The organism is Nocardia brasiliensis IFM 10847, assembly GCF_000710915.1.
In the GTDB taxonomy this organism is placed as follows: Bacteria; Actinomycetota; Actinomycetes; order Mycobacteriales; family Mycobacteriaceae; genus Nocardia; species Nocardia brasiliensis_A.
In genome coordinates this window covers 62,051-84,104 of record NZ_BAUA01000062.1, presented here as the reverse complement: position 1 = coordinate 84,104, position 22,054 = coordinate 62,051, and the positions used below count along the sequence as shown (strand labels likewise).

General features: G+C 67.7%; 26 protein-coding genes. 13 read left to right on the top strand and 13 right to left on the bottom strand.

What is annotated here, in order from left to right; all coding sequences use genetic code 11:
* The first annotated feature begins 5 nt into the window (after positions 1 to 5).
* A complete protein-coding gene (locus NBRGI_RS13275) occupies positions 6 to 575 on the top strand; it encodes a TetR/AcrR family transcriptional regulator (protein WP_029896018.1) in 570 nt (189 codons plus the stop codon).
* On the opposite strand, the gene NBRGI_RS13270 is transcribed toward NBRGI_RS13275, so the two are convergent.
* A complete protein-coding gene (locus NBRGI_RS13270; protein ID WP_029896017.1) occupies positions 576 to 1,088 on the bottom strand; it encodes a mycothiol transferase in 513 nt (170 codons plus the stop codon).
* 549 nt (positions 1,089 to 1,637) lie between these two features.
* Between NBRGI_RS13270 and NBRGI_RS13265 the strand changes: the two genes are divergently transcribed.
* Positions 1,638 to 2,885 (top strand): lipase family protein, encoded by a 1,248-nt coding sequence (locus NBRGI_RS13265; RefSeq protein ID WP_029896011.1) that lies wholly within the window; start codon positions 1,638 to 1,640, stop codon positions 2,883 to 2,885.
* A gap of 61 nt (positions 2,886 to 2,946) precedes the next feature.
* On the opposite strand, the gene NBRGI_RS13260 is transcribed toward NBRGI_RS13265, so the two are convergent.
* Positions 2,947 to 3,678, bottom strand: coding sequence for a DsbA family oxidoreductase (locus NBRGI_RS13260; protein ID WP_235210938.1), 732 nt, complete (start codon positions 3,676 to 3,678; stop codon positions 2,947 to 2,949).
* Between the two features lie 164 nt (positions 3,679 to 3,842).
* On the opposite strand from NBRGI_RS13260, the gene NBRGI_RS13255 reads away from it, so the two are divergent.
* The 6 genes from NBRGI_RS13255 (at position 3,843) to NBRGI_RS13230 (ending at position 8,364) form a co-directional block, all read left to right on the top strand.
* Positions 3,843 to 4,841, top strand: coding sequence for an AurF N-oxygenase family protein (locus NBRGI_RS13255; RefSeq protein ID WP_051727711.1), 999 nt, complete (start codon positions 3,843 to 3,845; stop codon positions 4,839 to 4,841).
* A gap of 221 nt (positions 4,842 to 5,062) precedes the next feature.
* On the top strand, positions 5,063 to 5,272 hold the full coding sequence (locus NBRGI_RS13250; RefSeq protein ID WP_029896004.1) for a hypothetical protein: 210 nt from the start codon (positions 5,063 to 5,065) through the stop codon (positions 5,270 to 5,272).
* A gap of 112 nt (positions 5,273 to 5,384) precedes the next feature.
* Positions 5,385 to 5,612, top strand: a complete 228-nt coding sequence (locus NBRGI_RS13245) for a hypothetical protein (RefSeq protein WP_029896002.1) — start codon at positions 5,385 to 5,387, stop codon at positions 5,610 to 5,612.
* A 7-nt stretch (positions 5,613 to 5,619) separates the two neighbouring features.
* Positions 5,620 to 6,642, top strand: a complete 1,023-nt coding sequence (locus NBRGI_RS13240; RefSeq protein WP_029896000.1) for an ArsR/SmtB family transcription factor — start codon at positions 5,620 to 5,622, stop codon at positions 6,640 to 6,642.
* Between the two features lie 69 nt (positions 6,643 to 6,711).
* The gene (locus tag NBRGI_RS13235) at positions 6,712 to 7,644 is read left to right on the top strand and encodes a DMT family transporter (protein WP_029895998.1); all 933 of its coding nucleotides are present in this window, start codon (positions 6,712 to 6,714) and stop codon (positions 7,642 to 7,644) included.
* Positions 7,645 to 7,737: 93 nt separating this feature from the next.
* Positions 7,738 to 8,364, top strand: coding sequence for a SanA/YdcF family protein (locus NBRGI_RS13230; RefSeq protein WP_081878027.1), 627 nt, complete (start codon positions 7,738 to 7,740; stop codon positions 8,362 to 8,364).
* Positions 8,365 to 8,515: 151 nt separating this feature from the next.
* Here the strand turns inward: NBRGI_RS13230 and NBRGI_RS49610 are convergent, their stop codons facing one another.
* On the bottom strand, positions 8,516 to 9,235 hold the full coding sequence (locus NBRGI_RS49610; protein ID WP_051727710.1) for an LppP/LprE family lipoprotein: 720 nt from the start codon (positions 9,233 to 9,235) through the stop codon (positions 8,516 to 8,518).
* Between the two features lie 342 nt (positions 9,236 to 9,577).
* On the opposite strand from NBRGI_RS49610, the gene NBRGI_RS13220 reads away from it, so the two are divergent.
* A complete protein-coding gene (locus tag NBRGI_RS13220) occupies positions 9,578 to 10,480 on the top strand; it encodes a hypothetical protein (RefSeq protein ID WP_029895995.1) in 903 nt (300 codons plus the stop codon).
* Here NBRGI_RS13220 and NBRGI_RS13215 read toward each other — a convergent pair.
* The 7 genes from NBRGI_RS13215 to NBRGI_RS47420 all read right to left on the bottom strand — a co-directional run bounded on the left by NBRGI_RS13215 (position 10,468) and on the right by NBRGI_RS47420 (position 14,251).
* A complete protein-coding gene (locus tag NBRGI_RS13215) occupies positions 10,468 to 10,962 on the bottom strand; it encodes a group II truncated hemoglobin (protein ID WP_029895994.1) in 495 nt (164 codons plus the stop codon). The two genes, NBRGI_RS13220 and NBRGI_RS13215, sit on opposite strands and share 13 nt — an antisense overlap.
* A 127-nt stretch (positions 10,963 to 11,089) precedes the next feature.
* Positions 11,090 to 11,668, bottom strand: a complete 579-nt coding sequence (locus NBRGI_RS13210; protein ID WP_029895988.1) for a F0F1 ATP synthase subunit B family protein — start codon at positions 11,666 to 11,668, stop codon at positions 11,090 to 11,092.
* Positions 11,665 to 12,153, bottom strand: coding sequence for a F0F1 ATP synthase subunit B (locus NBRGI_RS13205; protein WP_014987380.1), 489 nt, complete (start codon positions 12,151 to 12,153; stop codon positions 11,665 to 11,667). Before NBRGI_RS13205 ends, NBRGI_RS13210 begins: the two co-directional genes overlap by 4 nt.
* Positions 12,154 to 12,180: 27 nt before the next feature.
* Positions 12,181 to 12,438, bottom strand: coding sequence for a F0F1 ATP synthase subunit C (locus NBRGI_RS13200; RefSeq protein ID WP_014987379.1), 258 nt, complete (start codon positions 12,436 to 12,438; stop codon positions 12,181 to 12,183).
* Positions 12,439 to 12,487: 49 nt separating this feature from the next.
* Complete coding sequence (atpB, locus tag NBRGI_RS13195) at positions 12,488 to 13,258, bottom strand: F0F1 ATP synthase subunit A (protein ID WP_051727709.1); 771 nt, start codon at positions 13,256 to 13,258, stop codon at positions 12,488 to 12,490.
* Positions 13,259 to 13,284: 26 nt separating this feature from the next.
* The gene (locus NBRGI_RS13190; RefSeq protein ID WP_029895984.1) at positions 13,285 to 13,686 is read right to left on the bottom strand and encodes a hypothetical protein; all 402 of its coding nucleotides are present in this window, start codon (positions 13,684 to 13,686) and stop codon (positions 13,285 to 13,287) included.
* A gap of 85 nt (positions 13,687 to 13,771) precedes the next feature.
* Positions 13,772 to 14,251, bottom strand: a complete 480-nt coding sequence (locus NBRGI_RS47420) for a hypothetical protein (protein ID WP_148310798.1) — start codon at positions 14,249 to 14,251, stop codon at positions 13,772 to 13,774.
* A 67-nt stretch (positions 14,252 to 14,318) separates the two neighbouring features.
* Here NBRGI_RS47420 and NBRGI_RS13185 point away from each other — a divergent pair, with 67 nt between their 5' ends.
* The 4 genes from NBRGI_RS13185 to NBRGI_RS13170 are packed head-to-tail and all read left to right on the top strand — an operon-like array spanning position 14,319 to position 18,071.
* A complete protein-coding gene (locus NBRGI_RS13185) occupies positions 14,319 to 16,154 on the top strand; it encodes a hypothetical protein (protein ID WP_029895982.1) in 1,836 nt (611 codons plus the stop codon).
* The gene (locus tag NBRGI_RS13180; RefSeq protein WP_029895980.1) at positions 16,151 to 16,339 is read left to right on the top strand and encodes a hypothetical protein; all 189 of its coding nucleotides are present in this window, start codon (positions 16,151 to 16,153) and stop codon (positions 16,337 to 16,339) included. Before NBRGI_RS13185 ends, NBRGI_RS13180 begins: the two co-directional genes overlap by 4 nt.
* Positions 16,336 to 16,734, top strand: coding sequence for a hypothetical protein (locus tag NBRGI_RS13175; protein WP_029895978.1), 399 nt, complete (start codon positions 16,336 to 16,338; stop codon positions 16,732 to 16,734). Before NBRGI_RS13180 ends, NBRGI_RS13175 begins: the two co-directional genes overlap by 4 nt.
* Positions 16,731 to 18,071: a hypothetical protein gene (locus NBRGI_RS13170; RefSeq protein ID WP_029895976.1), complete on the top strand. Its 1,341-nt coding sequence runs from the start codon at positions 16,731 to 16,733 to the stop codon at positions 18,069 to 18,071. The genes NBRGI_RS13175 and NBRGI_RS13170 overlap by 4 nt, the downstream gene beginning before the upstream one ends.
* On the opposite strand, the gene NBRGI_RS13165 is transcribed toward NBRGI_RS13170, so the two are convergent.
* From NBRGI_RS13165 to NBRGI_RS13155, 3 genes are read right to left on the bottom strand one after another with little or no spacing between them, the layout of a single operon-like run.
* Complete coding sequence (locus NBRGI_RS13165; RefSeq protein WP_051727714.1) at positions 18,072 to 19,352, bottom strand: ABC transporter permease; 1,281 nt, start codon at positions 19,350 to 19,352, stop codon at positions 18,072 to 18,074.
* Complete coding sequence (locus NBRGI_RS13160) at positions 19,352 to 20,521, bottom strand: ABC transporter permease (protein WP_029895972.1); 1,170 nt, start codon at positions 20,519 to 20,521, stop codon at positions 19,352 to 19,354. Before NBRGI_RS13160 ends, NBRGI_RS13165 begins: the two co-directional genes overlap by 1 nt.
* Positions 20,518 to 22,032: an ABC transporter ATP-binding protein gene (locus NBRGI_RS13155; RefSeq protein WP_029895969.1), complete on the bottom strand. Its 1,515-nt coding sequence runs from the start codon at positions 22,030 to 22,032 to the stop codon at positions 20,518 to 20,520. The genes NBRGI_RS13160 and NBRGI_RS13155 overlap by 4 nt, the downstream gene beginning before the upstream one ends.
* Positions 22,033 to 22,054 lie beyond the last annotated feature (22 nt).

Below are 22,054 nucleotides of genomic sequence, written 5' to 3'. Positions count from 1 at the left end.
AAGACATGGCGCGCACACGAGTCACGAGTGAGAATCTGATCGAGGCGGCGGCGGAACTCGCCGACGAGATCGGCTTCGAGAACGTGACCGTCCCGGCGCTCGCGCGCAAGTTGGGCGTGAAGGACGCGAGCCTGTACTCGCGGTTGTCCAGTGTGCGCGAGCTGCGCGTCAAGATCGCGGTCATGGCGCTCGCCGAACTCGCCGACAACGTCGCCGACGCGTTGGCGGGACGTGCGGGCAAGGATGCGCTGGTGGCGTTCGCCAACGCCTACCGGGACTATGCGAAGCAGCACCCCGGCCGGTACGCCGCGATGCAACTGGATTTGGACCCGGCTACGGCCGAAGCCAGTGCCGCCCGCAGGCATTCACAGATGACCCGCGCCATTCTGCGCGGGTATCACCTCGACGAGCCGGCCGAAACCGATGCGATCCGCCTGTTGCACGGCACTTTTCACGGTTATGTGCAGCTCGAACTGGCGGGTCGCTACGACAGCCACCCGCGCGCGGTGCAGGACTCGTGGGCCCGTTCGCTCGACGCCCTCGACGCGCTGCTCCGCAATTGGCCGAGTGCCTGATCATCTGCGGCGCAACAGGACTCCGCGGATGAATGCCGCTTGACCCGAGTGCTGGATATCGTCGTCCACGACGCTGACCAGCCGGACACCGAGGGTGACGGGTGGATCCCAGCGGGTGTCGACGATGCGGGGGAGGTCGGCGTCGGTGAGGCCGGAGACATAGTCGATCGTCTGCGCGTGCACCGCGTCGTAGTAGCCGAGCAAGAGTTCGACGGGCACTCGGCCGAGCTGCTCGATATCGGCGGCGGTGTGTCCGTAGCCGGTCGCGTCGTCGGCGAAGGGCAGACCGAAGCGGTCCGCCCAGCCCGCGGCTGTCCACACCTGGTCCAGTCCCGCGACCTCCGCGATGTGATCGTCCTGAACCCGGGTCAGGTGCCAGAGCAGCCAGGCGATGGAGTTGGCGCCAGGGTCCAGGCGCGCGCCCAGTTCGTCGGCGGTCAGGTCCGCGACGGCGCCGTGCACATTCTCCTGAACTCGGCCGAAGGCGTCTGTCAACAAGTCAGCGCTGGTCATGTTCGGGTCTGAACACGCGGTGGCCGTCCGTTATTCCCGGCACGGGCCGGTGTGGCTGTCGCCGCCTGCCCGGTGAATTCCGCCGGTGCACCTTGTTAGAAAGGTGTGAATTCTTCGCGACGCCGGACTGCGGGATGGACCGGTAGGGTTGCCGCTATTACGCTGATCGGACGACGGCGCGGAATGACAGAACTCGGGAGTGTGGCAGCCTCGGATAATGATCGGACATCGGCGCCGGCGGATGCGGACTATCGGATAGCGGCTTGCGGGCGCGTCGGATTCCTTGGAAGTTGTTGTGGTACAGCATCATTCGAAGTTCAGTACGAATGATGATGCTTGCCCGGGCCGACCCCGGACGGTCGATTGAGGTGATGATGTAAGCGCGGCGGATATTCGTTTTTAATCGTATTATCGGGACGTCGCGACCGGCGTGCGCCCTATTTGCAAGCCGGTACTTAAAAGAGTGAAGCGCAGCTGAAATATTACGGTAGAGGCAGCTGAATGCAGATCACCCGACAATTCTTGCGAAGCAGTGGAGGTACAGCAGCAGTGGGCAGACGTTTCTTCCGGCCGGACGGTGGCCGGAAATCCAGACCGATTCGCGCGATCCTCGGCGCGCTGACGATCGGCGTGGCCATGGCCGCGACCGGGACGGTCACCGCGAGCGCCCAGCCGATCTGGCCCCTCCCGGACCCTGACCCGTTCTATGCCGCGCCCGCCGACATCGCGAGCAAGGCCCCTGGCGACGTGCTGGACAGCCGGCCGATGCCGCCGCTGTTCTTCTTCCCCGGCGCCACGGTCACGCTGATCAAGTTCCGGTCCACGAACTCGCAGGGCGAGCCGATCGCGGCGACCACGACGGTGCTCACGCCGCTCGGTCACCGCGCCGACGCGCCGCTGCTCTCGTTCCAGCACATCATCAACGGGCTCGGCACCCAGTGCGCGATCTCGCACGGGCTCTACGCCAACGACACCAACTTCATCGTGCCGTTCGCGCCGGTGCTGAACGTCGCGCTGGCGCGCGGCTGGAGCGTCGCGCTGCCGGACCACCTGGGTCCGAACAGTGCTTACGGCGCAGCGAAATTGGGCGGCCGGATCACTCTCGACGGGATCCGGGCCGCGCAGCGGCTGCCACAGCTTGGCCTCGGGCAGAGCCCGGCCGCGGTGGCCGGTTACTCCGGCGGCGGCATGGCGACCGCCTGGGCCGCCGCGCTGGCGCCGACGTACGCGCCGGAGCTGAACCTCGTCGGCGCCGCCGAAGGCGGGGTGCCGATGAATCTGACCACCATGGGCTGGGCGATCGGGCACAACCAGCATCCAGCGTTCGGGCTCGGCTTCGCCGCCGTGCTGGGCCTGGAGCGGGAGTACCCGGACCGCCTGCCGATCACCAGCGCGCTGAACGAGCGCGGGCTCGCCGCGGCCAGGGGTATGGCGAACAGCTGCACCAACGACCTGATCGCGCGCGGCGTCGGGCACAGCTTCGACGACTACGCGAAAGATATTGTGCTGGCCCATGATCCGAAGGCGTGGGCGGTGGCCGACGAGAACAGCGTCGAACTCTACGACGGTGTCCCGCGCGCGCCGGTCTTCGAATGGCATTCGCCGCAGGACGGGCTGATCCCGCTGGACGCGATCACCAATACGGTGCACCGGTACTGCCGCGCGGGGGTCAAGGTGCAGGCGGAGCTGTACCCCACACCCGATCATCTGACAGCCGCCGAACTCGGGCTGCCGTCGATGATGAATTGGCTGGACGGACGCTTCGCCGGCAAGCCGGCGCCGAGCAACTGCGCATAACCGGAGAGTTCCGGATCGCCCCGCGTGGTAATTGACCACGCGGGGCGAACTGCGTCGCGGTTCAGTCGCGCGCGGGCAATTCGCAGCCGTCGGGGCCACAGACGTCCGCGCCGCCGATCGTCTGCAGGACCGGTCGGTGCTCCGCCCAGGCTTGCTCGAGCGCCTGGGCGAACACCGCCGTCGGCTGGGCGCCGGATACGCCGTATTTGCGATCGAAGACGAAGAACGGGACACCGGTCGCGCCCAGCTCGGCCGCTTCCTGTTCGTCGGCGCGCACGTCGTCGGCGTAGGCCATGGGATCCGCCAGGACCGTGCGCACGGCCGATTCCTCGAGTCCGGCGTCCGCGGCGAGCCGTGCCAGCCGGTCGTGATCGGCGAACAGCGACTGCTCCTCGGCGAAGTTCGCGCGGTAGAGGGCGTCGAGCAGTTCTTCCTGTTTGCCCTGGGCGAGGGCGAAGTGCAGCAGGCGGTGCATGTCGAACGAACTGCCGTAGTCGCGGCCCTCGGTCAGATACGGCAGACCGAGTTCGGCGGCTTGCGCGCCGATGCCGCGTTCGTTGGCCGCGGCCTGTGCCTCGCTGATCCCGTACTTGCGGGCGATCTTCGCGATCACCGGCCCGGACTCGTCCGCGGGCAGCGTCGGGTCCAATTCGAACGACCGGTGCACCACCTCGACGTCGGCGCGATGGGCGAACTCGGCCAGTGCCGCCCCGAACCGCGCCTTGCCCAGGTAGCAGAACGGGCAGTTGATGTCGGTCCAGATCTCGACCCGCACGGGCGTCCTCACTCTCATCGCAACCCCCTGAACAGCCAACACGCCGATATTCGGTTCTGTTCCCCGGGTACCGGCCGCTCGGCAATCTGCCTAGCGGGCCCGATCGATCTAGAAATGACTGAGACAGCCTGTTACCGTAAACCTGTGTCACATTAACCTCGACCCGATATGAGGTAGACGTCATGGCAACACAGTCGGCAACGGCGCCGTCTCGCACCGCGGCAAAGGGTGAGTACACGGCGATCCTGACAACCCTGTCCGAAGGCTCGGTCAATCGGCACTTCGACCCGTACACCGAGATCGACTGGGAATCCGCCGAATGGGCGGTGATCCCGAACGATCCGCGCTGGATTCTCCCGGCCTCCACCGATCCGCTCGGCGCGCACCCGTGGTACCTCGCGCTGCCGGAAAGCCGCAAGATCGAGATCGGGATGTGGCGGCAGGCCAATATCGCGAAGGTCGGGCTGCAGTTCGAGGAGCTGCTCATCGGCGGCGTGATGAACTATCTGTTCGCCAAGGTGCCCAACGGCTCGGCCGAGTTCCGCTACCTCAATCACGAGGTCGCCGAGGAGGTCAACCACACCCTGATGTTCCAGGAGATGGTCAACCGGATCGGCGCGGACGTCCCGGGCATGGGCTCGATCATGAAGCTGCTCGGCCCGCTGGTGCCGCTGCTCGGTCGCTTCTTCCCGACCACCTTCTTCGTCGCGGTGCTCGCCGGCGAGGAGCCGATCGACCATGTGCAGAAGCAGGTGCTGCGTGCGGGTGAGGACGTGCACCCGATCATGCGCGACGTGATGCGGATTCACATCGCCGAGGAGGCCCGGCATATCGCCTTCGCACACGAATACCTGCGGCACCGGGTCCCGAAGCAGCATCCGGTGCAGCGCGCGACGCTGTCGCTGGCCTATCCGATCATCATGTTCATCGCCTGCGATCTGATCGTGAAGCCGCCGCGGTCGCTGTTCCGCGAGTTCGACATCCCGAAGGGCATTCGGCGCGAACTGTTCTGGCGCAGCGCCGAGGCCAGGGCGCGGCGCCGCGACTTCTTCGGCGAGGCCAGGATGCTGGCCGCCGAGATCGGCCTGATGAACCCGGCGGCCAAGCTGGCCTGGCGGGCGCTGCGGATCGACGGCAAAGAGTCGCGGTATCGCGGCGAACCGGTGCGCACGCACTCCTGATCGCGAACGACGGCCCGGCGGTAGCGCACCGCCGGGCCGTCGCCGTTTTCCCGGGTAGGTCCGAGCGGGCCGCACGCCCGTTCCCACCCGGTCGAATTCGGTTCCGATTTCGGTCCGAAATGCGAACCCCGGCGGTATCGTGACTGGATCCGGCCTGCTCAGCGCGGTGGTTCAGGCTCGGAATCCGTAGTACCGCAAGCACCTTCGGCGAGGAGGTACCGATGCAGAGGCGCATCTCGTGGCAGGTGTTCCGGCGTCATATCGTCCGGGGGTTGCTCTTGTACGGGGCCTGCGTGGGCGGGTCGGTGCGCTGCTTCATCGAGGCCGAGCGGATCGAAGCGGCCCGCGCTCAATCGCCCGTCGTGCCCGGTGCGGACGCGTGGGATTGGTCCGTGCCGCACCAGTGGTACGACATCGCGCACAAGCGCTGAGCGGATCGTCGCGCCCCGAATTCTCGGGGTGTTTCGGCCTGGACCGAAACATGGTGCGTCCCGCCCACTCTCCTTCATAGGCTGCTGAGCAGTGACTATGAGGAGTGCGACGATGATGAAGGATGTAGCGGCGCCCGCCGGAGGCGAGGTCGCGCTGGTGGTGGCGCGGTGCGCCGACGGGATGGCGACGGAGTGGAAGCGAGGCAGGCGGCGGTGGCAGCGCATATGGTCCCGCAGGGGCGAACCGGTGCTGCGGGCAGCGCCGCAGCCCGGCAATACCGACGAACTGCTGACGAGTATCGATCCGCTCATGGCGGTGCGGTGGCAAGGCCTGCGGTGAGCCGCGCATGAAGCGGATCATCTTCACACCGGAGGATCTCATCCGGATCCGGGTCGGGTCGCCACTGGGCGCGCTGGGCGAAACCATGCTGGCCACCCGGGCCGTGCAACGCTCGAATGTCGCCGTCTACACCGGCTGGCGGCAGCAGGTCGGCGCCGCGATCCCGGCCGACTTCGGCCGGATCGCCGAGATCTTCCCCGCCGAGGAGAATTTTCTCGACCTGATCACGCCGACCCGGGGCGCGCGGACGATGTCCGGCGGCGTCGAAGCGCTGCATCTGGCCTCGCGGCTGGAGCTGCGCAACGAGGTGGAGACCGTCGTGCGCCGGCGGGCGGAGATCGGCGAAACCCCGCTGCCCTCCTGGACCGCCGAACTCTTCGAACGGGACAGCAGCGCCAGGCAGAGCGTCGCGAGCGCCGTCGAAGCGTTCCACTCGGTGGCGTTCGCGGGCCGGTGGGCGCATATCCAGACTTATCTGGAGGTCGCCGCCGAGCGGATGGCCCGCACCATGGCGGCCGAAGGTGTGGAACGGTTGCTGTCGGGGCTCATGCCGCACGCCCGCTGGCGGGCGCCGGTGCTCGAGGTGCTGCGCGCGAAGCCGTGCCACGACGAGCATCTCGCCGGCCGCGGCCTGCTGATCATTCCGTCCTTGTTCGCCTGGCCCGAACCGATAACCCTGCACTCGACCGTGGACGAGACGGCGCCGATGATGCTGATCGTTCCGGTGCTGCGGGATATCGGTGACTTCGCCGCCGCCTGGGGGCCGCGCGGCACCAACGAAGCACTCACCGCGTTGCTGGGCCGGACCAGGGCGGCCGCCCTGCAGGTGATCGCCGAAGGCTGTAGTACCACCGAACTCGCTCGCCGCCTTGGGGTTTCGCCCGCCACGGCGAGCGAACACGCGTCGATTCTGCGCGAGGCCGGTCTGGTCGAGAGCTGGCGGCACCGCAATGCCATGCGCCACGAGATCACCACCCTGGGCGTCGCGCTGCTCGAAGGAGACCTCAGCAGCAACGCGCGGATCGCCTAGCGCCGCAGGGCGATCGCGCCGTCCGAAATCCGCGTGAGTTCTCCTGCCCCCTGATCTAGGGTTCGGTAAATGGAGCTAGTCGTTCGATCTGCCGGTCAAAAGGCCGCCGTCGCCGCTGCCGTCACGGTGGTGCTGTGGGCGTCGGCGTTCGTGTTCATCCGGGCCGCGGGAGCGGATTTCTCGCCCGGGGCCTTGGCATTCGGACGATTGTCGACGGCGTCCATCGCGCTGGTGCTGATCCTGCTCATCAAAGGGGAGGGGTGGCCCGCGCGCGGCGCCTGGCCCGGCATCGTGGTCTCCGGCGTGCTGTGGTTCGGCGTCTACATGGTCGCGCTGAATTGGGGCGAGCAGTACGTCGACGCGGGTACCGCCGCGATGGTGATCAACATCGGCCCGGTGCTGATCGCGCTGCTGAGCGGATTGGTACTGCGCGAAGGGTTTCCGGCGCGCCTGATGGCCGGTATCGCGGTGTCCTTCACCGGGGCGGTGGTCGTGGGGTTGTCGAATTCGGACGCGGGCAGTTCCGCGGTGCTCGGGGTGGTCCTCTGCCTGACTGCGGCCGCCGCCTGGGCGGTCGCGGTGGTCGCGCAGAAGCCCGCCCTCGCGCACGCGTCGGCGTTGCAGGTGACCACCGGCGGTTGCGTCATCGGCACCATCGCCTGTGCGCCCTTCGCGGGACAGCTGATCTCCGAAGCCGCCGCCGCGCCGCTGTCGTCGACGTTGAGCGTCCTGTATCTCGGTGTGTTCCCCACCGCGCTGGCCTTCACCACCTGGGCGTACGCGTTGGCCCGCACCACCGCCGGAAAGATGGGCGTGACCACCTATGTGGTGCCCGCCCTGGTGGTCGTCATGGCGTGGCTCGCCCTGGGCGAGGTCCCGGCTCCGCTCGCGATCGTCGGCGGCCTGCTGTGCCTGTCCGGCGTGGCCATCACCAGAGCGCGTTCGGCCAAGCCGGTGGCGCCCGAAGACGTTGCGGTGCAACCGGTGCCGGACCCACGGTAGGTCGAGCGCCGGATCGCGGCAGGCACGTTACTACGATGGTCGCCGGTACGGCCCGCGCGGGCGGGCACCTGGCCGTCGACGAAAGAGATGACAGTGCCGAGTGATTCGAAGCGGGCTGCCGGTGCGGTGCGGCGGTGGCTGCCCGGCTCGGTCGTGGTGGCCGCCGTCACTGTGACGGGACTGGTGGCCGGCGCGAATCTGCGGCTGCGGCAACTGTCGTCCGGGCATCGGTTCGATCCGGCGACGGCCCCCATCGCGCCGGTGGTGATCGTGCCGGGTGCGAAGGTCGCGCCGGACGGCACGCCCATGCCGTACCTGCGGGGGCGGTTGGATGCCGCGATCGAGCTGCTGCGCGCGGGCAAGGTGCGCGAAATCCTGGTTTCCGGCGATGCGGCGGGCGCCTCCGGGGACGAAATCGCCTCGATGACAAGGTATCTCGAGGCCCACGGGGTCGACCCGGCGGTTGTGCGCACCGACGGCCTCGGGTTGTCGACCCGAGCCACGGGTGCACGCGCGCGGCGGCTGTTCGGCGTCGAGCGCGCCCTCGTCGTCACCCAGTACCAGCATGTGCCGCGGGCGGTCGCCCTGTGTCGCGGCGCGGGCATCGACGCCGACGGCGTCACCGCCGCGTGCGCCTGCCGGCCAATAACGAAGGTGCGCAACAACCTCCGCGAATGGGTGGCCGCGCCGAAAGCGGTCGCGGCGTTGCTCGCGCGCTGACCCCGGCGAAGACGAAGCCCCTGTACCTCGAAGCAGGGGGAGATACAGGGGCTTCGCCGGTGGGTCAGTGCGCTGCGAGCCCAGCGGCCGCGCGGGTACTGACGCCCGGTGGAGTCCGGTCAGGGGCAGTCGGCCGGACTCGTGGCTCGGTCTACTTGTCCGGGTCCGGCGGGAACTCGCCCTTGGCCTGGACCGTGGTGCCGGTCAAGGTGTAGGTCACGACGTTCGGGCCGCCGGAGGGGCAGCACAGCGCGTCCTGCGGGGTGACCCAGCGGTACTGCACCGACACGGTGTTCTTGGTCTTGCCGAGCACCGTGGTGTAGCCGTAGTACTTCGAGGTCGCGGTGCCCAGGTAGGTGCCGTTGGTGAAGAACAGGACGTGATAGCCGGGGTGGCTGCCGTTCCAGTCCACCAGCATCCAGGACAGAACGCCGGCGCAACCCGCGGAGATCGGATCGTTGCTCGCTTCCCGGATCACCCACGGGTAGCCCTCCTTGTTGGGCGCCAATCGGGCGACCGCAGTGCGGGCGAGATCGGAGTTCGAGTCGAAGCACAGGCCGTGACCACTCCCGTTGGGCGGCTGGTCCGCGGCAGGCGGGTCGGCCACGGGCGGCGGGTTGTCGGGGGCCGGTGGGTTGTTCGGGGCCGGAGCGGGCGCTTCGGTCACCGGACTCGGCTGCGCCTTGGGCGGATCGGCGGGCGGGTTGCCCTCGCCCGGGGTGGGCGCCTGGGTGGCGGCCGGCGTCGAAGGTATGGCCGAGGGGATCGGCGTCCTGGTGGCCTGCGCTGCCGGGCTCGAGTCGGTACAGCCGGTCGCAGCGAGTACGACGCTCGCGGCCAGTGCGGCGAAAGCCCACGATTTGACGTTCATAGAACCCCCGAAATCGGTTGGTGGATAACGGTGTGCTCCCGCTGTCCCGGTCACGGGGCAGTGCGCGCAGGCCTCCACTCCAGCGCGCTCGGGAGACACCTGGAGATCGGCGGCCTCCCGAATCCTGTTACAAAGTTTCACACATGTGCGCCCACGTCAAAAATAGTGCCCCCAGCTTTCGGGGCCGATACCGCGGCAGACCGCAGCCAATTGTCGTCACTGCCGGGTGTCGGGTTGCCCGAGCGCTGTCCCACTGGGCAAGATGCAGAGCGCCGAGCAGGACCTTTGCGATATGAAGCGAGGGATGAACGCGTGCGGTTGGTCAGAAGACGATTTCCCCTAGTGACGTCCGGCGTGCTGGTCGTCGCCGCGGTATTCGCCGCGGCCTTGCTCTACGACCCGCCCGAGCCCGCGCAGCAGGCCCCGCTGCGGCCGGATACCGGTACGCCGCTCGGGTTCGACCCGGCGTTCACCGCGCGGATCGCCCAGGCCGAGGCCTACGTCAAAGAGCGGCCCGGCTTCACCGCCATCGTGGTCCGGGACCGGCGCACCGGCGCGGTGTGGCGCAATGCCGACGCGGGAACGCCGATTTCGGCGTGCTCGACGCCGAAGCTGGCGATGGTGGTCGACCTGCTGCTGCGTGCCGACGCGGGCACGATCACGTTGCGCGCCGACGACCGCGACCTGATGCACCGGATGTTGCACAGCAGCGACAACGAGGCCGCCACCACCCTGTGGGACCGCTACGGCGGCGAGCGGGTGTTCGCGCCGCGGTTCCGTTCGTTCGGCATGACGGAGTTCAGCTTTTCACCGGGTCATCCCGACTCGTGGGGCTGGATGATGGTCACCGCGAACGACCTCGAGCGTCTGATCGACTTCGCGCTGACGAAGTTGCCCGCCCGTGATCGCGCGTACCTGGTCCGCGAGATGCGCTCGGTCGACGGCAGCGACTCGGTGGACACGAACCAGCAGTGGGGCGTGTGGGGTGCGGGCGCGGACGCGTTGCCCGGCAACAAGAACGGCTGGGCCGACGACAACGACGACGGCTCCTGGCTGATGAACTCGGTGGGTTTCGTCGGTCCCCGGGAACAATTCACGGTGGCGATCATGAACAACACCCAGGTGATCGAGAACGGCTACCAGGTCGGCCGCAAGACCGTCACCAGGGTGGGCGAGATCCTGTTCAAGGACTACTTCCCGCCGTCGGCCGCGGCGGCCGGCCCGGCCGATGCCTACGGCCGGTAGGGCGGTGCGACGCCCCAACCCCAGTGCGGCATCGGCGCTTCCAGCGGCGGGGTGGCTTCCGGCTGGGAATTGGCGTGGGCCAACCGGGTGCCCCATTCGATGTAGGAGGCGAAGGCGGCGCGGAACTCGGGGTCGTCGGGCAGCCCGACCTCGTCGGCGGCGTCCATCAACAGGTTCACCCAGCGCTGGCGCTGCGGTTCGGTGATCGCCTTGCCGAGGTGCTGGCGGACCATGTGTGCGTAGCCGCCGCGCTCGGTGCTGTAGGCCGCGGGGCCGCCGAAGACCTCGGCCAGCCACATGGCGACGTATTTGGGATGGCCGGGATCCATGCCGCGGAACAGCGGCCCGACCAGGTCGTCTTTCAGTACCTGCCGATAGAAGACCTCGGTCAGCGACTCGAAAGCCGCAGTGCCCCCGGCCCATTCGTACAGGCTGGGCACCGCGTCGGCGGGCTGTCCCGCCGTACCAGTTGCTTCCGTCATGATGCCGACTCCGATCCGACAAGCTGTAACTCGAACAGCGTCAGACTAGCCGCATGCCGACCTGTCGGCCACGAAAAAAGTGAGGGCCCTGCCTACCCGGCAGGGCCTCAATTCACTTGAAGCACACTCAATTCCATTGTGACTGGCTGCGGGCCCGGAGTTCGGAACCTGCGTTCGCCATTGTTTCGAGCTCGTCCAGGAACTTCTCGACCGCGTCCGCCTTGACCTCGGGGGAACGGACCTGTTCGCGGACGTCGTCGGTGGTGCGGGTCAACACCAGCTCGGTGAAGTCGTCCTTGAGGTCGCGGATCAATTGCCGGCGAGCCAGCTCGATCTGATCGCGGCCCTGCTTGCGGACCCGATCGACCTCCGCGGCCGCGGCCTCGCGCATCTGCACCACGATGGCCTCGGCGTCGGCGTGCGCGTCCTCGACCAGCTGGGCGAGTTCGGCGCGGGCCTCGGCCATGCCGTTGTCGTAGACCTCTTTGGCCTGGGCGAGCCGATCCGCGGCCTCCTGGTTCTCCTCCAGTTGTTTGCGGATCGCGTCCTGGGACTTGGCCATCATCCGTTTCACCGGCGGCACAACGTATTTGACGATGACCCAGACGATCACCACGAAGCCGAACAGCTGGCTGAGAAAGACCGGCCATTCGAACTTGATCTGATAAATGCTCTCGGCGAGGATGTCGGTGCTGCTGAGGGTCATGACGACGCCCGTCCTGTCTGATGGCCGCGGCTGGTGCCCGCGCGCCGATCATTGACGCCGACCATGCGATTGGCCAGCGATTGGGCCAGCGGCTCGACAGCCTCACGCAAGTCCGCGGCGACCTGATCGGCCTGTGCCCGCAATTGCGCCTCGGCCTCCACGACAATCGCGTTGGCCTCCTGCTGTGCCTCACCGCGCATCTGTTCGAGAATGGCGCGGCCTTCCGCCCGCGCCTGGTTCCGTATCGCGGCCGCCTCGGCGCGCGCCTTTTCCAGCGCCGCCTGATGTTTGGCCTCGGCCTCGGTGAACAGCTGCCGAGCCTCCTTGGTCCTCGTCAAGGTCTCGGCAACGCGTTCTTCGCGTTCCGCCAATACCTTGCGGATCGGCGGAACGACGAAGAACCAGATGACTCCGAGCACGATCAGAAAGATCAGCAGCTCGACGAAGAAGGTGCCATTGGGGATGAGGAAGTTCCCCTCGGCCACCACATCTGTTCTCGGAGACATGCCCGGTTACTTGCCGGGAGTAGCGAATACGAAGAGGGCCATGAAGGCTAGATTGATGAAGTACGCCGCCTCGACCAGACCGACGGTCAGGAAGAAGATGCCGCGCAGCCGACCTTCGGCTTCCGGCTGACGGGTGACTCCATTGATCAGCGCGGCACCGGCGAGGCCGTCACCGATACCCGCACCGATGGCGCCGCCCGCCATGATGATGCCGCCGCCGATAAGCGCGCCCTGGACGATGGACGCGGTGGTTGGGTCTGCCATGTTCTACTTCCTATTCTCGGATGTGTGCGTATGATTCGGCGCTCGCCGATCAGTGGTTTTCGTGCTCGAGGGACATCGACTGACTGAAATACAGCACCGTCAGCAGCGAGAAGATAAACGCTTGAATGGCGCCGACGAACAAGTCGAACAGCTTCCAGACGGCGTTCGGGCCCCAGCTGATCCAGAAGGGGAACAGGGTGATCACCGAGAGCATGACGCCACCGGCGAACATGTTTCCGAACAGTCGCAACGAGAGCGAGAGCGGCTTCGCGATTTCTTCGATGACATTGATGAACACCATCGGTCCCCAGCCGGTATGGCCCTTCAACAACTGTTTGACGTGACCGAACGGACCGCGTCGCGCGATACCCGCGGACTGGTATGCGATGAACACGAACAGCGCGAGCGCGTAGACGAAGTTGACGTCCGAGGCGGGCGGCGCGATCAATTCACCGTCGCCGACCTGTACCGGCAGCACGGACAACCAGTTCGACAGCAGGATGAACACGAACAGCGTGACGGCGAGCGGCAGCGCGAACGGCGCGACCTTCATGCCGATGGCGCTTTCCACCTGACTGCGCATCTGCACCGTCACGGCCTCGAAGAACAGCTGCACGCCGTTGGGTACCCCGGAGGTCAGCTTCAGGCGCAGCAGGAATGCGAGCACGAGCACGATGATCGCCGCGACCGACGTGGACACGATCGTGTCCACGTTGAAGTCCATTCCGAAGACATGGGCCACGGCATGGTGGCCGACTTTGATTTTCGGTTCTTCTCCGGCGGGAGCCTCTTCGGCGAGCAACGTGACGCTCGAGGCCATCTGGGTAAACGAAATGGCTGAGATCGTCATGGCGTTTGGCGGAGCCCTTTCAATTCAGGCACAACGGTATTGAAGACCAGGGCGACTTGGAAAAGGGCCAGGCCGAAGAAGATCCCGACGCCGTTGGGGCGAGCCAGGAAAGCCACCAGGATCGCCACGGCGGTGATACCGAGCAGCCGCAGGGCGGAAGAACCGACCAGTCGCTGCTTGCTCGGCGTGGCCGCGTTGGCTATTCGGGTGATGGCCCACAGGGTGAGCTGTGCATTCAGCCAACCGACGAACAACCCGGCGCAGATGAATGTGCCGAGCAGTAGTCGATCGATCATCCCGGTAATGGCCAACGCCAGCACACCCAGAGCGATCGCGACAATGGCTGAACGCCGTATCTGGAGCCTATTCACGTCCACACAGACACCGCCTTCGTCCATCGGCCCACCTCGTAGTGGGGGTCGTGATTGATCCACAGCATACACATCTCAACCTGCTTGCGTACCAAGGTTTTTGATCTTGCATTCACGTGATCTTGAAATGGGTTCTGGATATCCTCTGGTTACCAAAGGCGTTGTTATGCAAGTGCATAGGAGAAGGGCCCGACGCCATTCCGGCGGGGCCGCTTTTCCTTTCTCGAAACGTGTTGAACTGCGCTTTTTCTGAAGCTCGGGGAGCCGGGTCCTGCGCGATCGGGCGGGCGGTCACCGGCTGGCCCAGGGTACGCCATCGAGGGGTAAATCGATGGCAACACGACAGTACGTGTTCGCTCCCCAGTTGGTGACGCGTCACCGCTTGTTGGTATTTGTCCTGTTTAGTTTTTAAGTCCGTTTTGTCCGAATTCGCGGCTGCGGAAAACTTGCTGCCGGAGACTACCCGGTACGTCGAACTCGACTTTCGGCAGGGGCGGCGGTGCGGATCTGCGTGCCCCGGTTGGGAACTGCCCCAGCGCGGAATGTCGGATAGCTGTGAGTGATCCCAGATCTGTAACTCGCGCATGATCATCGGCACATCTCGGCCGGTCCTGGGCATTAGCGTTTACATAGACTTCGAGTTACAGAGAGAGTGTGCGATGAGGCCTGAGTTCGCGGTGTCGGCACGGGGTTCCGAAGGTGGCGGCGCCGCACTGGATCAGGTCGCGCTGCTGACCGGTGCGGCGCTGGTGGTCGCCGCTGGCCTGTTCGTGGTGGCGTATCTGCATCGGACCCGGCGCATCACCTGGTTGCAGGCGAGCGCGGACCGGCTCGGCGCGTACAGCAATCGCCCCGGCTGGGTCGCGTTGCCGCTCACGCTGTTCCTCACCACCATCCTGACCGCGCTGGTCGGCTTCATCTGGGATGTCAGCCTGCACGTCGGCAAGGGCAGAGACGAAGGGCCGCTGGCCAATCCGGCGCACTACTTCATCCTGATCGGACTGTTCTTCTTGTTCATCGCGGGAATGACGGCCGTGGTCCTGCCGCTCGACGAGAAGCCGGGCCCGGCCGCCATCCGGATCACCCGCACCTGGTACGCGCCGGTCGGCGGGGTGCTCATGGCCGCGGTCGGGCTGTACGCGCTGATCGGCTTCCCGCTCGACGACGTCTGGCACCGACTGTTCGGCCAGGACGTCACCCTGTGGGGCCCAACCCATCTCATGCTGATCGGCGGCGCCGGGTTGTCGTTGGTGGCGGTGCTGCTGCTGGAATTCGAGGGCAGGCTGGACCGGCCGGACCCCGAGCGGATGGACGGGCGCTGGCTATGGCTCGGGCGGGTGTTCGCCTTCGGCGGACTGCTGATCGGGTTGTCGGTGTATCAGGTCGAATTCGACTTCGGCGTGGAGCAGTTCCGCTTCGTCTTCCAGCCGATGCTGATCACGGCGGCGGGGACGGTGGCCCTGGTGGGCGCGCGCTACACCCTCGGCCGCGGTAGTGCCCTGGTCGCGGTGGTGTTCGCCCTCGTGGTCCGCAGCCTGGTCGCCATGCTGGTCGGTCCGGTGCTCGGCGAACCGCACAACGTCTTCCCGCTCTACCTCGGCATCGCCGTGGTGGTGGAACTGATGGCGTTGCTGCCGCTGTCGGGCAGGCCACTGTGGTGGGGCGCGCTCACCGGTCTGGCCGCCGCCACCGCCGGGCTCTGGCTCGAATCACTCTGGATCCAGCGCGCATTCGTCAACAGCTGGCCGGCGAGCATGTGGCCGGAGCTGCTGCTGATGTCGGTGCCGGTGGGCGTGGCCGGTGGGGTGCTCGGCGCACTGTTCGGTCTCGTGCTCTGCGGTGAGCCGATACCGAGACCCGCGGTGCGGCGCTCGATCGTGGTGCTCGCGGTCCTGATCGCCGGCCTGGCCACCGCGAACGGGCTGCGCACCGAGGTGCCGGCGCAGGCCGCCGCGACCGTCCGGGTACAGGACGCCGACCCGGTGCGCGGCGGGCGGATGGTCACCCTCGATCTCGCCCTGACGCCGACGGACGTGGTCGGCGACGATCCCGAGTGGGTACAGGTGCTCGCCTGGCAGGGCGGCGTCGGTCCGGACAGCCCGGGCCGCGGACTCGTCGTGGACCAGTTGCGGCTGGTCGAGCCCGGGCACTACATCAGCACCAGACCCGTTCCGGCGTACGGCAACTGGAAGACGGTGCTGCGGGTGCACGACGGCCGGATGCTGGCGGCCCTGCCGATATACCTGCCGGACGACCGTGGCATCGACGCGCAGGGCGTGCCCGCGCAGGACGAGTTCACCCGCCCGTTCGTCTCCGAGATCACCGTGCTGCAGCGGGAGCGCTCGTTCGATCACCCGGCCTGGCTGCTCACGGCCGCCTCGCTGGTCGTGCTGGTCTGCTCGCTGCTCGTGATCGGCGCGCTCTCCTGGGGCGCGGCCCGGATCAACCTCGCCTACCGCAGTGACGCCCGCGCACCGCAGGCGGTCCGGCAATGAACCCGGACAGCACGGTGCTGGCCGGTCACTCGATGCTGCTGGCGATTCCGGCGTTCGTACCCGCGCTCGCGGTCGTCGCCGTGATCCTGGTGATCGCGGCGCGTGATCGCCGGGCCGAACGGCGCGAGGGGCGGCGCGCGACCGGGGAGACCGCGGAACCGCCTGGCAGAGAGGAGAACCCGTGACGTACCCGGCCCGATGCAGCGCACTGGCGGCGATCGCCGCCGTGCTCGCGGTGGCGACGGGATGCGGTGTGATCTCCGAGTCGCCCGCGGAGCGCACCGCCGCGAGCATCTCGATCGACCGTCCTGCGCAGGTGCGGATCGCCGTCCGCATCGCGGGCGGGACGGTGACGCCGACGAACACCAGAACCGAGGCCAGGCTGTATCAACCGATCATCGTCGAACTCGACAGCGACGCCGCCGATGAACTGCATGTGCACTCGGAACCGAGTCAGACCTTCCCGATCGAGGCACGGGCCGGGCAGGAGTTCCGCTTCGTCGTCACGGTGCCCGGCCGCGTGGACATCGAACTGCACCGGGCGGGCAAGACCATCACCACCCTGCTGATCCGGCAGTGACGCGACCGCTGGCACACGGGCTGAACGGCGCGGCCGATCTGCCGATTCCGTTGACCTACGCCCTCATCGGGGCCGCGTGGGCTCTGACCTTCTCGTTCGCGATCCTGCTTTTCGCCTGGCGTAGACCCAGGCTGGACCCGGACGTGCCCGGCCTGCTGCTGCCCGCCCCCGTGCGCACGGTGCTCGACGCGTGGCCCGTCCGGATCGCGATCGCCGCGCTGAGCGTCCCGGCCGCCGCGCTGATCGCGCTGGTGGCTGTGTTCGGTTCGTCGTCGCCGCAGGACAATCCGGTGCCGGGAGTGCTCTATATATACGTGTGGGTCGGGGTGATGCTCGCATCGTTGGTGTTCGGTCCGGTCTGGAAGATCGTTTCCCCGCTGCGAGCGGTGCATCGGTTCGGCTGTGCCGTGCTGGGCCGCGATCCCGGACGCGGTGTCCGCGCCTATCCGGAGGCGTGGGGTTACCGACCGGCGGTGCTCGGGCTGTTCGCGTTCGTCTGGCTGGAGCTGGCGTCCCCGGCACCGGGTTCGGTTGCCGCAGTGGGCTGGTGGTTGCTCGGCTACGCCGTGCTCACCCTGGCCGGGCTGCTGCTGTTCGGCACGACCTGGGCCGAACGCGGCGATCCGTTCGAGGTGTACAGCAGCCTGCTCGCCCGGCTCAGCCCGCTCGGCCGCAGGTCCGCTACGGGTGCACCGGTGTTGCGGTGGCCGTTGCACAACCTGGCGGGTACGCCGGTGCGGCCCGGGTCGGTGGCGCTCGCGGCGACCCTGCTCGGGTCCACCGCGTTCGACAGCCTCTCCGCGTTGCCCGGCTGGCGTGGTCTGGTCGATACGTTCGGCGGCGCTTCGGTTTTCGCCGCGACGCTGGTCCGCACCGGTGGCCTGTTCCTCGTGATCGCCGTGGTGGGCCTGCTGTTCGCCGGGGCCGCCCGCGCCACCGGCGGTCTGTCCCGGACCGAGCGCGCACGGCTGCCCGGTCTGCTCGTGCACAGCGTCACGCCGATCGTCGCCGGCTATATCGTCGCGCACTACCTGACCTTTCTCGTCGAGAAAGGTCAGGCCACGGCGTTGCTGTTCGCGGATCCGTTCCGGTGCGGTTGGGATATCGCCGGTCTCGGGCACCACCGGGTGGTCTACCCGCTGTCCGCGCATCCTGCTGCGTTGGCCGGGGTGAAGGTGCTCGCCGTGCTCGCCGGGCACGTGCTCGGGGTGACCGCCGCGCACGATCGCTGCCTGCGAGTGCTGCCCCCGGCGCGGCGTGCGACCGGTCAGCTCGCGCTCATGCTGACCATGGTCGGCTTCACTTTCACCGGGCTGTACCTGCTGTTCGGCGGATGATCAGCCCGGCACATAGGGCTCGCCGTCGGCCTTAGGCGGCCGCACCTGACCGACCGCGCCCGCCACGGCGATCACCGTCAGCAGGTACGGCGTCATCTGCAGCACCTCGGTCGGGATGGGTGTCGCCAGCACCTGCAACTGGCCCTGCAACGCCTTGGTGAAGCCGAAAAACAGTGCGGCACAGGTCGCGCCGAGCGGATGCCAGCGGCCCATGATCACCGCGGCGAGCGCGATGAAGCCATTGCCCGCGGTCATCTCCTTGGTGAAACCGCCGGTGGAGCCGATGGTGAAGTAGGCGCCGCCGAGGCCGGCGACCGCGCCCGCGAGCAGCACGGCCTGATACCGGACGCGCAGCACCTTGATGCCCACCGTCGCCGCGGCGCGCGGGTGTTCGCCGACCGCCCGGACCCGCAGACCCCAGCGCGTCCGATACAGCACGTAGCCGATCAGCACGACCGCGACGACCATCGCGTACACCAGTGCGGTCTGATCGAAGACGGTCGGGCCGATGATCGGAATCGAGGACAGCACCGGAATCGCGATGGGCTGCAACGTTCCCGGGTTGTTGAACCGCGCAGGCCCGTTCGACAGGTCGCCGAGCTGATCGAACAGGAACCCGGTGATGCCGGTGGCGAAGACCACCAGCACGACGCCCAGCACGATCTGGTTGACCAGGTAGCGGATCGAGAACACCGCGAGCAGCCACGCGACGAACACCCCGGCGAGTACCGCGGCCACCGCGCCGACCACGAAACTGCCGCTCACCGTGGCGATCAGCGCGGCCGCGAACGCGCCCGCCAGCAGCTGGCCCTCGATGGCGATGTTGATGACGCCCGCGCGTTCGCACAGCACGCCGGCCAGTGCGCCGAGGATCAGCGGGGTGGACAGCGCCAGCGTGCCCTGGATCTGATTGGTGAGCGGAAAGATCTTGCCCGAGGCCGCCCAGCAGACGAACGTCACCACGAACGCGAAGCCGAAGACGGTGAACAGCAGGGCCGCCCAGCGCCCGGACAGCCCGCGCCACAGGTGGGCGATCGCGATGCCGAGCGCGAGCACCGACAGCACCAGGGCCGTCGGTTTGGCCGGTACGTCGATATCCGATGGTCCGGCGGCATCCGGTGCGGCCAAACGGAAGTCGACGATGCCGGATCGGGTATAGAGCGCCAGCGCCACCGCGGTGAGCGCCAGGATCAGCAGCAGGATCCCGAGCCGGAGCCGCCGATTCCGCTTCTCGGGTGATTCCCGCGGACGGGCGGTGGCCTCGGATGTGGTCGTCACCATCAGTTCCACCCTTTCGCGAGGACGGCGTCCGCACGTTCGGCCTTGATCCGGAACACGGTGCGCACCACGGCGGGCGCCGCGACCAGCACGACGATCACCGCCTGCAACACGGTGACCAAAGTGAGCGGGGTACCGGTCGCGGCCTGCATCTCGTTGCCGCCGGCGTTGAGCGCGCCGAACAGCAGTGCGGCGTAGACGGTGCCGATGGGGCTGCCGCGCCCGAGCAGCGCGACGGTGATGCCGTCGAAGCCGAACGATCCGGCGATGCCGTTGGTGAGCGGCAGCGCGGTGCCGAGTACCTGCTGCGCCCCGGCGAGTCCAGCGAGACCACCGGCGAGGAGCATCGCCAGCGCGTACGCCTTGCCGACGCTCATCCCCGCGGTGCGCGCGGCGTCGGGATTGGCGCCGACGGCGCGCAACCGGAAGCCGAGCGTCGACCGGGACAACAGCCACCAGACGAACCCCGCCGCGCCGAGCGCCACGAGCAGGCCGAGATGCAGTCGGGTATCGCCGAATCGGGGCAGCTGCGCGGTCTCGTCGACCACCGGGCTGATCGGCTCGTTGCGCCCCGGGCGCTGCAACGTCGAGGTGGTGAGCAACCAGGTGAGCGCGTACAGCGCGACGTAGTTGCCCATGATCGTGGTGATCACCTCGTGCGCACCGGTGCGGGCCTTCAGCAGTCCGGCGAGACCGCCCCACAGCGCGCCGCCCGCGACACCGGCCAGCAAGGCGACCACCACGTGCAGCACCGGCGGCAGGTGCAACGCGAAGCCGACCCAGCCCGCGCAGAGCGCCCCGGCGATGAGCTGACCCTGTGCGCCGATATTGAACAGTCCCGTCCGGAACGCCAGCGTGACCGCCAGCCCGGTGCAGATCAACGGTGTTGCGGCGACCAGGGTTTCGGCGATCTGGTGTTTGCCGCCGAAGGCCCCGAGGAACAGCGCCCGGTACGCCTCGCCGACCGCGGTGCCCGCCGCGGACACCGTGTCCAGCGGCCGCGCGAAGAAATAGCCCAGTGCCGCTGTCACATTCGGGTCGCTGACGATGATCAGCACTGCGCCGACGGCCAGCGCGAGCACCAATGCCAGTGCGCTGACGACGGTCTCGCGTACCCAGGCCCGGCCCGCCGGTCGGCCTTTGGTCGAATCGCCGCGCGTCGTCCCGGTCATGCGTCCTCCTCCGGCGCGGCGCCCGCCATCATCAGGCCGAGCCGATCGCGCGGGGTGTCGGGGCCGACGATGCCGACGATGCGGCCCCGGTACATGACGATGATGCGGTCCGACAGCGCGTAGATCTCGTCCAGCTCGGTGGAGACGATCAGCACCGCGGTGCCCTGATCCCGTTCGCGGACAATGCGTTTGTGCACGAACTCGATCGATCCGACGTCCAGGCCGCGGGTCGGCTGCCCGGCGATCAGCACCTCGAGTGGCCGGGACAGCTCCCGGGCCAGCACCACCTTCTGCTGATTGCCGCCGGACAGCGTGCGCACCGGGTCGGCGATCGACCCGGTGCGGATGTCGAACTCCGCGATCCGTTGGGTGGCATTGCGTTTCACCGCGGCCGGGGAGAGCACGCCGTGCCGGGAGAACTCCGGACGGTCGATCAGATCGAGCACCAGATTCTCGGCAACGCTGAACGTGCCGATGATGCCGTCGTGCGAACGATCCTCCGGCACATAGCCGATCCCGGCCGCCAGGTGCTGGCGCGGCGTGCGGCCCACCACCTGCCAGCCGCCGACGGCCACGGTGCCCGCCACCGGTGTCCGCAGCCCGAGCAGCGCAGCGACCAGCTCGGATTGGCCGTTGCCGACCACGCCCGCGATGCCGACGATCTCGCCGCCGTCGACCCGGAACGACACGTCGTCCACGACGACAGCGCCGGCCGCGTCGACCACGGTCAGCCCGTCGACGACGAGGGTGGGGCCGGTCGGCGCGGCCGGTGTCTTGGCGACCACCAGCTCGACCGACCGGCCGACCATCAGTTCCGCGAGATCCGTTTCGGCAGTGCCGGGTTCGACGGTGCCGACCACCTTGCCGCGGCGGATGACGGTGATCCGGTCGGCGATCCGGGTGACTTCTTTGAGCTTGTGCGTGATGAAGATGATCGAGGTGCCGTTCGCCGCGATGGCGCGCAGCACCTCGATCAATTCGTCGATCTCCTGCGGGGTGAGCACGGCGGTCGGCTCGTCGAGGATCAGCACCTCGACGTTGTTGGCCAACGCCTTCAGGATCTCCACCCGCTGCTGCTCACCGACCGAGAGATCGGCGACCAGCGCGTCCGGGCGCACCGGAAACCCGTACCGCTCGGACAATTCGCGCACCTGCCGGCGCGCGGCCGCGCGATCGAGCACGGCGGCGAACCCCTTGGTCGGTTCGCGGCCCAGGATGATGTTCTCCGCGACGGTGAACACCGGAACGAGCATGAAATGCTGGTGCACCATGCCGATTCCGGCATCGATCGCGTCGCTGGGGGACAGGCAGGTCACGGCCTTGCCGTCCAGCAGGATCTCGCCCTCGTCCGGTTGCAGCAGGCCGTAGAGCATGTTCATCAACGTGCTCTTGCCCGCTCCGTTCTCGCCGAGCAGGCAGTGGATTTCGCCCGGTTCGACCACCAGGTCGATGTGGTCGTTGGCCAGCAAAGAACCGAATCGCTTGGTGAGACCGCGTAATTCGAGCCGCATATCGCTCCCCGTGGTGACGGCC

Bases quoted from the DNA above. Each gene is read 5' to 3' on its own strand.
- NBRGI_RS13260 (WP_235210938.1), bottom strand. From the start codon at position 3,678: ATGAGAGTGAGGACGCCCGTGCGGGTCGAGATCTGGACCGACATCAAC.
- atpB (WP_051727709.1), bottom strand. From the start codon at position 13,258: ATGGCCTCGAGCGTCACGTTGCTCGCCGAAGAGGCTCCCGCCGGAGAA.
- NBRGI_RS49610 (WP_051727710.1), bottom strand. From the start codon at position 9,235: ATGAACGTCAAATCGTGGGCTTTCGCCGCACTGGCCGCGAGCGTCGTA.
- NBRGI_RS47420 (WP_148310798.1), bottom strand. From the start codon at position 14,251: ATGATCATGCGCGAGTTACAGATCTGGGATCACTCACAGCTATCCGAC.
- NBRGI_RS13185 (WP_029895982.1), top strand. From the start codon at position 14,319: ATGAGGCCTGAGTTCGCGGTGTCGGCACGGGGTTCCGAAGGTGGCGGC.
- NBRGI_RS13270 (WP_029896017.1), bottom strand. From the start codon at position 1,088: ATGACCAGCGCTGACTTGTTGACAGACGCCTTCGGCCGAGTTCAGGAG.
- NBRGI_RS13240 (WP_029896000.1), top strand. From the start codon at position 5,620: ATGAAGCGGATCATCTTCACACCGGAGGATCTCATCCGGATCCGGGTC.
- NBRGI_RS13155 (WP_029895969.1), bottom strand. From the start codon at position 22,032: ATGCGGCTCGAATTACGCGGTCTCACCAAGCGATTCGGTTCTTTGCTG.
- NBRGI_RS13210 (WP_029895988.1), bottom strand. From the start codon at position 11,668: ATGACCCTCAGCAGCACCGACATCCTCGCCGAGAGCATTTATCAGATC.
- NBRGI_RS13160 (WP_029895972.1), bottom strand. From the start codon at position 20,521: ATGACCGGGACGACGCGCGGCGATTCGACCAAAGGCCGACCGGCGGGC.
- NBRGI_RS13245 (WP_029896002.1), top strand. From the start codon at position 5,385: ATGATGAAGGATGTAGCGGCGCCCGCCGGAGGCGAGGTCGCGCTGGTG.
- NBRGI_RS13165 (WP_051727714.1), bottom strand. From the start codon at position 19,352: ATGGTGACGACCACATCCGAGGCCACCGCCCGTCCGCGGGAATCACCC.
- NBRGI_RS13200 (WP_014987379.1), bottom strand. From the start codon at position 12,438: ATGGCAGACCCAACCACCGCGTCCATCGTCCAGGGCGCGCTTATCGGC.
- NBRGI_RS13235 (WP_029895998.1), top strand. From the start codon at position 6,712: ATGGAGCTAGTCGTTCGATCTGCCGGTCAAAAGGCCGCCGTCGCCGCT.
- NBRGI_RS13275 (WP_029896018.1), top strand. From the start codon at position 6: ATGGCGCGCACACGAGTCACGAGTGAGAATCTGATCGAGGCGGCGGCG.
- NBRGI_RS13190 (WP_029895984.1), bottom strand. From the start codon at position 13,686: ATGGACGAAGGCGGTGTCTGTGTGGACGTGAATAGGCTCCAGATACGG.
- NBRGI_RS13215 (WP_029895994.1), bottom strand. From the start codon at position 10,962: ATGACGGAAGCAACTGGTACGGCGGGACAGCCCGCCGACGCGGTGCCC.
- NBRGI_RS13250 (WP_029896004.1), top strand. From the start codon at position 5,063: ATGCAGAGGCGCATCTCGTGGCAGGTGTTCCGGCGTCATATCGTCCGG.
- NBRGI_RS13180 (WP_029895980.1), top strand. From the start codon at position 16,151: ATGAACCCGGACAGCACGGTGCTGGCCGGTCACTCGATGCTGCTGGCG.
- NBRGI_RS13255 (WP_051727711.1), top strand. From the start codon at position 3,843: ATGGCAACACAGTCGGCAACGGCGCCGTCTCGCACCGCGGCAAAGGGT.